Source organism: Rhodococcus sp. APC 3903, assembly GCF_030407755.1.
In the GTDB taxonomy this organism is placed as follows: domain Bacteria; phylum Actinomycetota; class Actinomycetes; order Mycobacteriales; family Mycobacteriaceae; genus Rhodococcus_F; species Rhodococcus_F erythropolis.
The window spans coordinates 14,575-28,309 of record NZ_JASDCV010000041.1 but is presented as its reverse complement, the minus strand read 5'-3'; the positions used below and the strand labels follow the sequence as shown (position 1 = coordinate 28,309).

Annotated in this window: 9 protein-coding genes and 2 pseudogenes; 7 read left to right on the top strand and 4 right to left on the bottom strand. The window is 58.1% G+C overall.

Features of this window, described 5'->3' with window-relative positions; all coding sequences use genetic code 11:
- The 3 genes from QMA15_RS30775 to QMA15_RS30765 all read left to right on the top strand — a co-directional run.
- Positions 1 to 265: hypothetical protein (locus tag QMA15_RS30775; protein ID WP_290288497.1), on the top strand; the 265-nt coding region annotated here is incomplete at its 5' end.
- A gap of 31 nt (positions 266 to 296) precedes the next feature.
- Positions 297 to 689, top strand: a complete 393-nt coding sequence (locus QMA15_RS30770) for a hypothetical protein (protein WP_290288493.1) — start codon at positions 297 to 299, stop codon at positions 687 to 689.
- Positions 690 to 1,076: 387 nt separating this feature from the next.
- Positions 1,077 to 3,239 carry a pentapeptide repeat-containing protein gene (locus QMA15_RS30765; protein ID WP_290288490.1) on the top strand — a complete coding sequence of 721 codons (2,163 nt, stop codon included), beginning with the start codon at positions 1,077 to 1,079 and terminating at the stop codon, positions 3,237 to 3,239.
- Positions 3,240 to 3,624: 385 nt separating this feature from the next.
- Here the strand turns inward: QMA15_RS30765 and QMA15_RS30760 are convergent, their stop codons facing one another.
- Positions 3,625 to 5,136, bottom strand: a complete 1,512-nt coding sequence (locus QMA15_RS30760) for a hypothetical protein (RefSeq protein ID WP_290288488.1) — start codon at positions 5,134 to 5,136, stop codon at positions 3,625 to 3,627.
- A gap of 1,257 nt (positions 5,137 to 6,393) precedes the next feature.
- Positions 6,394 to 6,702, bottom strand: a pseudogene (locus QMA15_RS30755) (IS1380 family transposase); the annotation flags it as partial.
- A gap of 423 nt (positions 6,703 to 7,125) precedes the next feature.
- Here QMA15_RS30755 and QMA15_RS30750 point away from each other — a divergent pair.
- Together QMA15_RS30750 and QMA15_RS30745 are read left to right on the top strand one after the other, a co-directional pair.
- Positions 7,126 to 8,991, top strand: coding sequence for an AAA family ATPase (locus QMA15_RS30750; RefSeq protein ID WP_290288486.1), 1,866 nt, complete (start codon positions 7,126 to 7,128; stop codon positions 8,989 to 8,991).
- Between the two features lie 106 nt (positions 8,992 to 9,097).
- A pseudogene (locus QMA15_RS30745) lies at positions 9,098 to 9,621 on the top strand (leucine zipper domain-containing protein); the annotation flags it as partial.
- Between the two features lie 318 nt (positions 9,622 to 9,939).
- Here the strand turns inward: QMA15_RS30745 and QMA15_RS30740 are convergent.
- Positions 9,940 to 10,110 carry a hypothetical protein gene (locus QMA15_RS30740; RefSeq protein ID WP_290288484.1) on the bottom strand — a complete coding sequence of 57 codons (171 nt, stop codon included), beginning with the start codon at positions 10,108 to 10,110 and terminating at the stop codon, positions 9,940 to 9,942.
- 266 nt (positions 10,111 to 10,376) lie between these two features.
- On the bottom strand, positions 10,377 to 10,688 hold the full coding sequence (locus tag QMA15_RS32895; protein ID WP_356702923.1) for an HNH endonuclease signature motif containing protein: 312 nt from the start codon (positions 10,686 to 10,688) through the stop codon (positions 10,377 to 10,379).
- Between the two features lie 131 nt (positions 10,689 to 10,819).
- On the opposite strand from QMA15_RS32895, the gene QMA15_RS30735 reads away from it, so the two are divergent.
- Both QMA15_RS30735 and QMA15_RS30730 read left to right on the top strand, forming a co-directional pair.
- A complete protein-coding gene (locus QMA15_RS30735) occupies positions 10,820 to 11,854 on the top strand; it encodes a hypothetical protein (protein ID WP_290288481.1) in 1,035 nt (344 codons plus the stop codon).
- Positions 11,847 to 13,307, top strand: a complete 1,461-nt coding sequence (locus tag QMA15_RS30730) for a hypothetical protein (RefSeq protein WP_290288476.1) — start codon at positions 11,847 to 11,849, stop codon at positions 13,305 to 13,307. The genes QMA15_RS30735 and QMA15_RS30730 overlap by 8 nt, the downstream gene beginning before the upstream one ends.
- The last annotated feature ends 428 nt before the right edge of the window (positions 13,308 to 13,735 follow it).

Here is a 13,735-nt window from a genome sequence, read left to right as displayed (position 1 = left end):
CCACTCCCCCACACCACCCAAACCCGAACACTCCGCCGGCACCGCCTGCGCCCCACACACCCCCAACAACCACCCCCAGGGACATGTCATCACCACAGGTCACAGCACCAAAGTAGAGTCTCGTGATCATGAACCTGGACATGCTCCTCTGCCCCAGCACGGATGGATCTCGCACGCCGCGATCCACGAGGCCGCCCACGCGGTGTACGGGATCCCACGCACGTGGGATCCCGTACACCGACATATCGCTCGCCACTCCTGCTGATCTCGCACCGCTCTGGACGGGTGGAACTGTCGTGGGAGGGGGCCTTCAGCTGACTACTGCCGACCCCACCGCCTGGGTACCTCAGCGACCAGACGACGCGGCCGACGTGCTCCTCGCGGGCGTGCAGGCCGAGGAAGGCGCATTCGGACACGTCGGCCGAGGGAGCGGAGACGGTGATGTGAAGATACTGCTCCTGGGCATGGGTTGGGTCACCCCAGAACACGAAACCGAGATCAAAGGTGCCATCAGCAGATCGCGTTCGCGACTGCGAGAAGAGATGCCGGCCCGCTACGACGCCATCAGGCTGGTGGCCGCGGAACTCACTCGCGACTTGAAAGTCGACGATTACGGCGTCTACTCCGACTTCGACGAAAGACCACGTCTGAGTGCTGAAGAAGTCGCTGCCATCATCGAGAACCGCTGACAATCGCAGTGCACATCGACTGCCCCGGGGGTTCGGTTCTAGTCGACAACGCTCGATAGTGCGCCTCGCGGCCCATAACCGAACGGAACCCCCCATAACCCGAAAAGGCTCCTCACCGGACGATGAGGAGCCTTTCTGGACCACACAGACCTCCATGGTCCGGCCCGGTTGCTGCGGGCCGGACCTTTTCGATCAGACAGTCTGTGAACGACGGTCGAAACCTGGTTCTGGCCCACTTTCCGTGATCATTTCTGAATGTGTCCGTCGACACCATCCTCCGTGCCACCGGGTGGAGACTGCCAGGCAAATTCAACTTCCGGCATGATTCATCGGGCACATCGATTAGGACTGGGCCAACACTGACTCCAGGGGAAGAAGGACATTCAGGTGACGCACGTTGGGAGTGGCAAGGTTTCCAAGGATTTGGACGATCTCTGGCCAGCGGAATTGGAGTTACTGAAAGCGATTCAAGATTCAAAACGATGCGATCTCATCGACACCAATATCTCACCGTCTCCGCAGACAATTTCCGGATGGACCGAACAATCGCGGACGATCCGCGCAGAAATTCTCAAGCGCCTGCTGATCGACGGTCCTGCAGGCCATCTAGCCACAATGGTGGCTGTTCGTGGGGCAATAATCATCGGAGATCTCGAGCTCGCAGATGAGAAGCTTGACAAGGAATTGACGTTAACCTGCTGCAAGATTGGACTGATCGATGCAACTGGCGCAACATTCACCGAAAACGCGTCGTTCGAGGGGTCCTCCTTCACCCGGAAGTCGAAGTTCCAGAGCACTGTATTCAGCAGGGGTGCAGTCTTTTCGAAGGTGACCTTCACTCAGAACGCCATGTTCTATCGGACTACATTCACCCAGCATGCGACATTCGGGCGCTCAAAATTCACTGCGGGCGCCCAGTTCGGCGGAACCACATTCACTCTAAGCGCGAACTTCGCTGGAGCCGAATTCAGCAACAAGGCCCGATTCAGCGGAGCCAAATTCATCGAGGGCGCGAAGTTCAGCGGGGTCATGTTCGCCGCAAACACAACATTCGCGGCGGTGACTTTCACCGGGGACGCGCGGTTCGGCGGAGTCACATTCGGACGCGATGGAGTTTTCGGAGGGTCAACCTTCACCCAGAAGGCTGTGTTTCAGGCAGCGACATTCACGGGGAAAGCGGACTTCGGCGGGGTAACGTTCACCGAGAGTGCGCAGTTCGACAAAGCCCTGGCGGAAGACTTCAATTTCGTTGCCGCACAGTTTCATTCACGGGAGTTAGGTCCCCTCACTGCGAAAACCTTAAGTCTTGACGCCTCAAAGTTTCACGAACGTGTGAGATTGACGGCGCTCTGCAAAGAATTCTCTGCAAAAGACGCTCAGTTTGTCGCTGGCGGGCAACTGCAAATTCACGCTGCCTCGATGGCTCTGCCAAGCGTGGAATTTCTGGCACGTACAATCATCGCGGATCCTGGCGACACGGTGTTCAACGATCAGTTCTTCGCTGATCGTGCTGCGAACACCGTCAGGCGACTGCGTTTGCGTGGACTCATCGAGAGCTTGAAATCACTACGCGGTACGAAAACCTCGATCTCTGATCTCCGCTCAGCGAATGTCAGCGAGTTGGTTCTGTCATCGATCAGTTTGAAGGACTGCTATTTTACTGGCGCGCATGGACTCGACACCCTACGTTTCGATTCAAGCTGCGATCTACGCAGCAGCAAGGACCTACCAAAACTCTGGCGGAACTCGAAACGGAAGATCATCGTGGAGGAACTGAACTTCCGGGAAATACCTGGACCTGGCCTGACGGTATCCAAACCGGACGCTGCGGCCGATGCCCGAACAGAACAGGTGAATGCCGCGGTCGATGCTCTCGACATCGCTACCATTTACCGCGATCTCAGGCGTGGGCTCGAATCGAACAAGAACGAACCGGGCGCCGCAGACTTCTACTACGGCGAGATGGAAATGCGGAGACGCAGCAAGTATACGCCGCTAGCTGAGCGCGGACTGTTGTGGTTGTACTGGGCAGTGTCCGGGTACGGTCTGCGGGCGCTACGGGCTTTCATCATGGTGGGGGTAGTGATCTTCGGGACCGCGGTGGTTTTCGCGACGGTCGGCATCGTTCCACCTTCGGGCACGGAGGCAGCAGAAAGATCGGTCGACGTGACTTCGGAATCTATCGGCAGCGCTCAAGCCCAGCCTGCAGAACCAAAGGTTCCGCAACTGCAGCCATCGACCGTCCCAAATGATGCATCGATCCTCCCACCCGAACTCGCCGCCGAGCAGCCGCCGGGCCTGCACGCAACGACCACTGTCACCCGTTCTACCGGCATCATTGCCGATCCGGTCACAAGACCTCAAGACCCGCCCAATGTCGGGGATGCCATCGAACTCGCCGCGCGAAGTAGTGTCGCGCTGCTTCGCAACCCTGCCGATCGTGTCGAACTGACAACCATCGGGACGTTTGCCGATATAGTGCTGCGTCTACTCACTCCGGTACTTCTCGGACTCGCGCTTCTAGCATTGCGTGGACGCACGAAACGGTAGGTCACTCCGCGTCATCGCACCTTCTGACCGTAAAGGTGCGACGGGTTCGTGGTGATCAGCAGGGCGGGTTGCCCTGATCAGGCGGAGTCAGTAAAGACTGCGTCGGCGATCCGCCCAGAGACAGAGGGCGAGATCTGTCAGGCCATAACCTGTTTCGATGAGTACGAAACGCCCTCCAGTCGATGTCATTTCAGGTCGAAAAATCAACAGTTGTTCCCCATATTTGGCGTGAGGTACATCCCCACTGTCTGCTCGTGTTTCACTGCCCGCAGGGCCTCGCCGACTCGGAAGAGGCGCCCGGCGCGGGCTATTGCTTCACCGCGAACGCCAGCACCACTGCACTCGTCACACACCGACAACGCGGCCGAGTCAAGGGCATAGCCAATCAATCGTTGCCGCGTTTGATTTTCCGGAGGAGACCATCGAGGTCGCACAGGACCTTCAAGAGGTAGAGATAGGGTAGGTACACCAGATCAGCTGGCAGATTCCCATTGTGCTGGGCAAGAAGTTCATGCGCACCTTTCGCCTCTGCCTTCTTGCCTCCGAATCCGTGTACGGCATTGCGCCGAGCGCGCATGAGGGGGCTGACCGCGGCCTCCACAGTCACCTTCTGCGCCTTCTCCTTATATATGTACTCGACAAACCCGGTCTGGTGGAAGAACCCGTCAGAGACATTGTCCAGTGCACTCACTGCCCGTTCTGCTGCAGGCAACAGAACCTGCGCCACCCTTGACGGCATGCCTGCACGTACATCCTCAAGTGCTTCCCTTGCATACGCAGGATCCGATACCGCTCCCGTGTCGTTACCAAAGAACTGCTCGCTGACAAGGTCCAGCGCACTGAATGTCAGGAGCAACGCTGCATGCTCGTCACTCGCGGCCCGCAGCGACGAAGTGACACGATCGAAAAGTTGTGTGGTGTTGATCAACCAGTTCTGATGCCGATACGGCTCGTAGTTCCCGACACCGTCGTCAAAGGTCACCGGATTACTCAGGAAGTCGAACAGCTGGTTCAGGCGCATCGCCCACCAATCGATGGCTTCTCCCCAGGCAACCGGAGATTCTGGCTTAACTTCGACCAAAGTCTTGCTTCGAGGCTTTCCGGGGAGAAGTTGCAGGGCATCCATAGGAATCTGCGACAGACCCGGGACTACCCGCCCCAAGCTCAAAATCATCGAGTTCAGCATTCGTGGGCAATGCACCGCCCAGACTCCCGGCGATGCGCATGCGATGAGCGGACCGAAGTAGTTTCCATGTAAAAGCCCAGGTGCAACCAACTCCATGTTCGCGGCGAACCGCGTACTACTCGCACGGGCAACCTCGCCGCGCCTAATATCTTCCACCAACGCCGAATCGTGCATCAGACGTAGGCATAGCGCGGGGAAGGAAGCGCGGGTGTACAGGATCGGGTGCAGACGAATCCAATACGCCGATAATTCGGGGAAGACCAGTTCCTCTGAGTCGACCAACCGCATCGCAGCCAAATTGTGATGAGATTTGCGAGCTGCATCACCGACCTGAGCGTCCGAGGCACTCATCATCGCGACCTGAGTGGCGTAGAACGTGGGGGCTAACGACGGGACCGTCCGGTACTGCCCGATACGCTCCCACTCAGCATCAATACGTGCGGGATCGAGACCTGTCATGTACTGGTCCTGAGGGATAGCGTTCACCTCGTCGAACCTGTCCTCGGACATCCCAGGCTTAGCCAACACGTCAGACCAAACCAATTGATCTGTAGATCTCGGTCCCCGTGCAACGTCTCGCACTATCCACTCATCTTCAGCGCTACTTGGGTCCGCTCGCAGTCCCATGCGCGTAAACAAATCAGCGACCTGACCACCGCTGAGCTGCGGCGGCAATATCACATTCACAGAAGACTTCACAGACATGGCCACACCGACATTCTCCACGGTCCCAGAGGAGGTGGAGTACCGCGACTGCTCACCGTCCGGTCACCTCACTGACTGATTCGATTTGGTCAACGTGGGGTCGTCCGCACAATCCGACACCGATTCGACCACGTTCAACACCTCCTGCACCGTATTCCGGCATGAGAGTGAGACATCCGGGTGGGCCGAATCTGGGGCACCGTAGCAAACTCAGCGAATTGCACTTCCCAATACGTCATACAGTCGAATCAGACACCACGACGCCGTGGTAGTCGCCGCAGGCGTTACGCGATCGTCGCTACCGTCACCTACGCCTTCAAGCGCTGGTCGATCCAGTCATTATGCGCGGCGATCGCCGGCTATGTCACCGCTTATGCGTCCGGGCCGCCGACCTCCGGGAACCATCCCGCGAATCAGCTCACACAGGAGCGCCTCGTCGAATATGCAGACCCCGCGCGGAGGTAATTCTGGAACCTCTCTCGGTCGATTACCAGGGCCATCGAGCACCTGGGACCGGCCACCATCCCAATACCGGGACAACTCCATAGGATCGTCATCGTATCCTTGCCGCCGTCTGTCCCTCCCCCGGACGATGTCGGTGGGCAGTTAACAGCGAACCTGCAGCAGCACCGAAACACGGCCAAACACTCGATGGCCCAGCCCCGGCGGCGCCCCCGCTGTCGATCCCCCTGCGCGTTCTACCGCGCCGTCAACGCCGAGGACTCCGAGGTCGTGTCAACGACGGCCGAAACTAGTCCACTCCCGACGGGGCGGATTCTGGCCGTCATTGCGACAGCAGACAGTCCATCTCTTCGATGGGTGCCCGAAATTCTAGTCGTTTACGAGGTCGCTGGTTGAGTTCCCACGCAACCCGCTCATGTTCGGTTTTCGAGTGCACGCTCATCCGAGCCTTTGGCGAAATACTGGCGGAGTTATTGAATTGCTCTCCGAAAGTTGGACTGAGAAATTCAGTTCCGGCTTCCGGGGAGCAGTTTTGAAATTGCCGGCCTCACTCCGCTGACGGAGGCCAGCAAAACCGAGCCATTCAGCTGCCGCACACACCCCGGTATCGACACGCACGCCGCCAACCACGCATTGTCGGATCGCTTGTGGCCCTTCGTGTTCTTACGATCGCCCGCGAACAGATGACAGGGTGAATGCACCAGACCCGTCAACGCGTTGACGGGTCTGGTGCGCATTGTCTACGTTCAGGCGAGAGCCACGCAGCTTGGGTTGCCCTCGGAAACCGGTACAGGATGGCCTGAGGTCGACGACCAGAGGTCGATGCGCATCGATGTCGTGATCTGGTGCGTGTTCGCCGGGGTAGCTCGCTGTCCTTCGTGCTGCGGGGCAGTCCACCGCCAAGCGCTAGGACGAGTGCGAGGTCGAGAATGATCTTGGCCGGATCATGCTGGGCAGAGGGTCTGAGCCATGGCGACGACGCTGCGGACTAGCTGCGGGCAGACCGGCTATTTCGGCAGTTCGGATCAGCGTAATAACTCCGGACTGCGACACGTGCGTTGCCCGTGGTGCGACGGAGAGTTTCGGGTAGCAGGAAGCACTCTTGCTCACCAGAGCGGTGCTCCCTTTTCTGGATTTTTTAACTGTCATTGACAGTCGCAAGTCGAGTTATCCCAGGTAGAGTCAATATTTCTTGGTGGTGGCAAGGGATTACGGTGAATTACCGTGAACGCCCGAGGCTACCCAGTGTGAGACAGTGCGTTGATCGACTGAGATCACACCGTCAAATAGGTTGACGTTATCGCGAAGTCGAGCGCATCGGTGAGAACCCCGATCGGTAGGTGACCACCGTATTGGCACCGTGGTGATCGAACTGGTCGCGCCCCCGGCCACTAGCTATGCGATTTCTTCCGGCGCGTTCCAGCTGTTGTGGCTGAAGGTTGATCGAAATAGCTGACGGTCCTTGTACACGAGTGTCGTTGCGTTAGAATTTGACAAGAATCCGGCACCGTCGGATGCACTATCGGAGGTGTCATGCGTTATCAGAGCTTCAAGTTTTCAAACTTTAAGGGAATAGATTCGGCTGAGATAAAAATAAATGGCGGGGTTACCACATTGATTGGCCTGAACGAGAGCGGCAAGACCACGCTACTTGAAGCGATGTTCTGCTTCTCGTATGGTGACGCCGATATTGATAGCATAAGTCCTGAATTAAAGTCTCTGCGGGATCCAGTTCAATGGATACCCATTGCGCAACGCGCCAACTTTAATGGCGAGGTAACAATTACCGCAAAAGTTGCGCTAGAGGCGGGAGACAAAAGCGCCTTTATTCAATACTTGAAACAAAACTGGAATTTTAGCTCAGCTTCTGCCCCGGAAACCCTCGATATCACTGAACGGTACTTGTTCAAAAACTCGCGTTTTGAAAAAAAGCGCCTTGCGTGGGGACTGAAACTCGCAGGCCTTAAAGGACTGGAGCGCAAGCAAAGGGAATACGGTGCTGCAACTCCAGAATGGCAGGGATCCGTCAAGTTTCTTGCTACCAGACTTCCACGAATTTGGTACTTCCCCAATTTTCTATTTGACCTACCCGATCGGTTCGAACTCTCGGCAACCACAGATTCGCAGGGAAACGAAAATTCCGACAGGAACCGTTTCTACAGAAGTACCTTCGATCAGATACTTTCACGAGTTAGTGCGGGAGCGAATATCGAGGATCATATAGTAACCAGGCTCAGATCCAAAGACTGGATGGATCAACGAAGCCTTGAAGCTCTCTTGCTGGAGATGAGTAGGTACGTCGGAAATACGGTATTTGGTGGATGGAATCGAATACTAGGTCGGTCTGCACCCCTCGGGGAAGTCGAGATTAAGGCGGCATCTGAGGGAGACGACTCGAATTTCCTGACCTTACGAATTAAGGGTCCAGACGGATACTATGACCTGGCCGAGAGAAGCCTAGGGTTCCGCTGGTTTTTTATGTTTCTACTTATGACCAGCTTCCGCGATGATTCAGCCACTCCTAGCCGTCCGATCTTCCTTTTGGATGAACCGGCATCAAACCTCCACCCAAAAGCGCAAGCAGAGCTGCTTAAGAGCTTCGAGAATCTAGCCAGCCAGTGCCATTTGGTATACACAACGCACAGCCATCACCTAATCAACATTAAATGGCTGGACGATGCTAAGGTCGTCAAGAATACTGCCCTTGGATCCCTGGATTTTGACTCGTATATCGAAGCCAACATGAGCGCAAATACATCGATATCCACAGTCCCTTATAGAAGGTTTGTCAACGAAAATCCGGACCAACTGTCCTACTTTCAACCTGTTCTCGACATGCTCGACTACCAGCCATCTAGACTAGAACCGATTGACGAGATCGTACTGGTGGAAGGTAAGTCCGACTTTTATTACTTGAGATATATGGCCGATGTAATAAAGATCAAAACGGAACTAAAATTCATACCGGGGGGTGGCGCCGGATCACTTGAACCCTTGATACGCCTTTATATTGGCTGGGGAAAGAACTTTGTTATTTTACTTGATGGAGATGCCGAGGGAATGAAACAACGCAGACGATATATCGAAGAGTTTGGCCATTTTGTTTCCAGTAGGTGCTTGATACTGCCTGAGATCTGCGATGACGACAAAATTGAAGAGATAGAAGACTTATTCAGCGATACGGATAGCATTTCCATTGCGACTGCGATTGGGAGCCGTCCCGCTGCGGGTAAAAAACTGACGAAGAAGGAAAAGCTGAACTCAATGATGGAAGTATTGGCACGAGGCGAGGTTGTCACCGTGGACTCTGCAACGAAAGCTCGAGTCGAACTACTCTTCGACAAGCTCGCCAAGTCGATCGACGGAGGAAAACCTGTAGTCGACGCTTCGAGTCAATGATGTGGGTATAGACGTTGCTGACGCGGCCCTGAAGTAGACGGGCTGGTCCTCGGCGCGAGAATGGGAATTGCGACACAGCCGTTCTCGACCAAGAAGGACCAGCCCTGTGACACACCGTAATGCTCCACTGAACGTGGAAGGAAGGCGTCTGATCGAGCGGTGCCAGAGTCGTCCGATCGCCCACGTCGCCTCCGAAATGGACATCTCCCGACAATGCGCCTCCAAGTGGGTCAACCGGTATCGCAAGTACGGTGAACTGGGACTACAGGACCGATCCAGCGCACCGATACACCACCCGACCGCCACAGCGGCAGAGATCGTGTCCGAGATCGAAGCGATGCGACGGACCCGGAAATGGTCGGCCTCACGGATCACGTTCGAACTGCGTACCGACGGCATCGTCATCGCTCGCCGAACCGTCACGAAAATCCTGCGGAACCTCGGGCTGAATCGTCGCCGGTTCATCGACCCGAACGGCGAAACCAACCGAAAACCACAGGTCATCGTCGCGAAACGGCCCGGTCAGATGGTGCACGTCGACATCAAGAAAGTCGGAAAATCCCGGACGGTGGGGGCTGGCGTGCCCACAGCCGCGGGTCCGACAAGGCCAAACGATCCCAGCGCCGGAAAACAAAGAACAAGTCGAGGAGATGCGGCGCACCTCGCAGCACTACCGTGATTCGTCAAAATTCGCGGCCCCTGTCCCTCGCGAGGCGGTCGATGATCTCGTCGACCGTCTATCTGTCGAGATCGAGTCGGTCGATCTGTTCTTCACCTCCGGCTCGATGGACGGAGACAAGTTCGAGCATTGGAAGGGATACGGGAGCGATCAGGGGGATATTCGATCTGCTTCCAAGACTGCTCCACGTGGCGTCTGCGCAGCTATGACGAGACGCCTTCGAAGGAGCTGGAACCCACTAGCCCGTTCCTGAGGTGGCAGGAGGTCGACTACGCGAAGTTCGAGCCGTCCTTCTCCGACCACTTGCCACGTCGAGCGGTCGCGTGATAGAAGGGATCATCTCCGCCGCCGTTGGCCGCCGCGACGGCGCAGTCGATGAACAGCAAGGTCACCAGTACGCGGTCAACGAAGCGCTTCGGCAACTGTGCTGGCACAAACACCGCGAAACACCCCGACCGAGCTCGCCGAGGACCTCCATGCCACTGCACGACTCCTCGACGAAAACGGTTACAACGTTCCCGTTCTTGCCTCGCCAACCCCTTTCCTCCGGGGACGGTAATCAACCACCACACACGCTGAACAGATCAACGGAGGTTTATCCACCAACCACTCGGAGCTGACCGGACATCGATCACCAGGACCGAACAGTAGCTTCGTAGCGCTCGCGCAGCGCAGCTGGATCAGGCCCCGGAACGACCGGGGTTCCTCACAGTTCCCGGCAGTTCGGGTACCGATTCAATCCTGGATAAGTAACTAGAACAAGCTTGTCCGGATCAATCGCTATCCGACCTGCGCCGAACAACTGGTGGATGTCGGCGCGTAGCGAGATGCCGTCCCTGAGTTCATGAATGCCATGCTTGGCGAACGCACGAATGTGGGCAGCCTCGACGGTCTCTGCCGGGCACGGCCCTATCACCGCGCACACCAATTCCGTACATCTCCAAAGAATCTCTGCGAAACTTGCTTTCCCCCTTACAAATTCGGACGAGAGCTTCACCGTGGTCGCCCGAAACGGCATCGGGGGGTCGCCGTAGTTGGGGGAATCATGACGAAGCCAGCCACTTCGAAACCAACCGGTGCGTCCACTTTGTCGGGCGTGTCCGATATTGTCCTGTCGCCAGGACACAGCGACGAAGTTCGGAGATCTCGATGGTTGAACCGCTCAGGATGGACAGGGCCAAGCAGGGCTTCGACAAAGCTGTCGGCAGCTTGGACAAGGCTGTCGGCAGCTTGGACAAGGCTGTCGGCGGATTCGGCAAGTTCGCGCGGAATAGCTCAAAGCAGCCGATCGAGCAGACCAGCGACCTCGAGGACGTCGACGGAGGCACTGGCGGGAAGCTGACCACGAAGACGCCTGACCCCTACGAGAAGGCCATAGCCCAGTACAACGGCGCGTTCACTTCGATGAACGACAAGGGCCTTTCTCTCCTACGCCAGCGCGAACGCTCGACGGATCTGATCGAGCTCGTCGAGCTGCTGGTGAACAGCGTCGCTCACACCCCCAAGTCGTTCGAGACCGACTTCGACGAGATCGACGTCCACAAGACCGAGTTCCTGGTGGCGGAGGAGTTCGCACGCAAGGACCTCGAAGCCGCGCGAAAGTCGGCTGCCGGCGCAGGCGCTGGGTTCACCGCGGGCGCCGCGGTCGCGAGCATGGCTCCGACAGCTGCGTTGTGGGTCGCCACCACCTTCGGCACCGCATCGACCGGCACCGCGATCTCCACTCTCTCTGGAGCGGTCGCGACCAAGGCTGCTCTGGCCTGGCTCGGAGGAGGAGCCATCGCGGCCGGAGGCGGAGGCACTGCGGCAGGTGGCGCCTTGCTCGCTCTCGCCGGCCCCGTCGGCTGGACGGTCGCAGGGGCCACCCTCCTCGCATCAATCGGGCTGTTCGCGAAGAACAAGTTCGAGAACCGTGCAGCGCAACAGGAGGCGCTGACGGCGGTGAAGCAGAACACTGCGCTCGTCAAGAGCATGGACGCTCAGATCGATGACCTCCTCCGGCGCACTGCCTCTCTTCGTGAACTGCTCCTGCAGAGCTACGGCGAAGCGCTGGGATACTTCGGCGCCGACTTCCGCGCGTTGTCTGCGCCGCAGCAGTCCCAGCTCGCCGCGCTGGTGAACAACACAAAGGCAGGCGCGGCCTTGCTGGGCAAGCGAATCGAGCAGGACCCCGAAGGTGAGTGACGCGGCAACACTAGGGAAGAGCAACCAGGAACAGGCTGTCGCTGCCTGGGTGAACTACCTCAACCAGCTCCGACTGGACAACCTGCTGCGCGCCCTCAATCGGCAGGACGTGAACTTCGAAGACGCGCTCGCCAGCCTCCACGACGCGACGCGGAGAATCGACCTCGAGGTGGTTGCCGCTAATCGCGGCGGAGTCAAGGGCATGCACGGCTTCATCGCCGAGGTCGCGGAGGTGGGCGTCGGCAACGCTCGCAGCCAAATCCTCGGTAACGGCCCTGTCTACCAGTGGGTCAATGACAACGGCCCCGTGGACCTGATGCGCGGCGGCGTGGAGATTCAGCAGAAGTTCGTCGCGGCCGGCGGCCGCTTCGGACTCGGCGCGATCGCGGACCATCTCGCGAAGTATCCCGACTTCGTCGAAAACGGTGGAAAATACCAGATTCCCCGCGACCACTTCGAGGTGATCCGGAAGCTGCGCGCCATGCCCCGCGAGGATGCTGGCAAGCTCCTGACGCTCGGCGGTGACGGCCCATCGCTCAAGGACTGGAACCGGATCCAAGCCTTCTTCGCGGAGGGATCTGTCGGCATCGAGTCCCTCGAACCCTCGCACCTGGAGTACTCCGAGGTGCAGAGGGGTGCTTATGGCGCGACGCTCATGACGGAGGAGGGTTCCCTCCGCTCCACCGACCAGTCCCTGCGCGGCGATGCCTACCGGGAAAGCCGCCCGACCCTGCGGGAGGGCGCGAAGGCCACGCTTGCGGCCGCCGCGATCGAGGGCGGGACTGCCTTGGCGCTGGCCGTGGTCGAGAAACGCCGTGCTGGCACGCAGCTCAGAGATTTCACTGGCGAGGACTGGGCCGACATCGCGGGCGAAGGCGGTTTCGGCGTCGCCAAAGGCGGTGTCCGAGGGTTCAGCATCTACTGGCTGACGAACTTCACCGCCACCTCCGCAGCCGTCGCCAGCTCGATCGTCACCGCGGCCTTCGGCGTCGCGGAGCAGGCGAACAAGCTTCGTCGTGGCGAGATCGACGAGCTCGAGTTCATCGAGAACGCGGAGCTCGTCTGCCTGGAGACCGCCGTCAGCGCCCTGTCCTCCTCCGTCGGGCAGGCTCTCATCCCAGTGCCTGTGCTCGGCGCCGTGATCGGCAACACCGTTGGAATCATCATGTACAAGGCCGTTTCGTCCTCCCTCTCCCAGAGGGAGGCGGCGCTGATCGCGCACTACGTCAGCGAACAGCGGGCGCTCGACGAGCAACTCGCCGCTGAGTACCGGGAGCTCATCGAGAAGCTCGATGCGAGCATGTCCGACTACCTCGGGTTGCTCGAACGGGCCTTCTCCCCTGACATAGAGGTCGCCCTCCTCGGATCCGTAGAGCTCGCACTCGATCTCGGGGTGGCATCGGAAGAGGTCTTGAATTCCGACGAGAAAGTCCTCGCCTACTTTCTCGACTAACTCCAAAATTGAAGCAGTCGGCCGATGCCATCAACATTCTGTCGGTGGATCGACGAAGTCCAGGAGAATCGACCACTCGTCCACAAGGACGCCAACTCGTAAACGTCGTATAGGCCAGTAAGCGGGGAGCGGAGGGTGACGCTGGGACAAAACGGCCCTCCTTCCCTGCACACTGGTGGTCATATTGAGCGCAAGGAATCGCAAGGACGACAGCTTCTGTTATGGGTAGGAGCTACGCGGATGGGAACCTGCAGATCCTGCGCCACCGCTTTGCTCAAGAACGAAAAAAACGAATTCACGGTCACCCGAGAAGTGCGCTACATCAACGGAACCCAATCCGAGGTCTCAAAGGCCTACCGCTGGGGATTGCAGTGGAGCGCCAGTAGAAAATAGCTCCAAACCTTGTATTGCGCCATCGCTGCCGTCGC

What these genes read in the sequence shown, in the direction of transcription:
- QMA15_RS30750 (WP_290288486.1), top strand. Translation starts at nt 7,126, where the DNA reads ATGCGTTATCAGAGCTTCAAGTTTTCAAACTTTAAGGGAATAGATTCG.
- QMA15_RS32895 (WP_356702923.1), bottom strand. Translation starts at nt 10,688, where the DNA reads ATGCCGTTTCGGGCGACCACGGTGAAGCTCTCGTCCGAATTTGTAAGG.
- QMA15_RS30735 (WP_290288481.1), top strand. Translation starts at nt 10,820, where the DNA reads ATGGTTGAACCGCTCAGGATGGACAGGGCCAAGCAGGGCTTCGACAAA.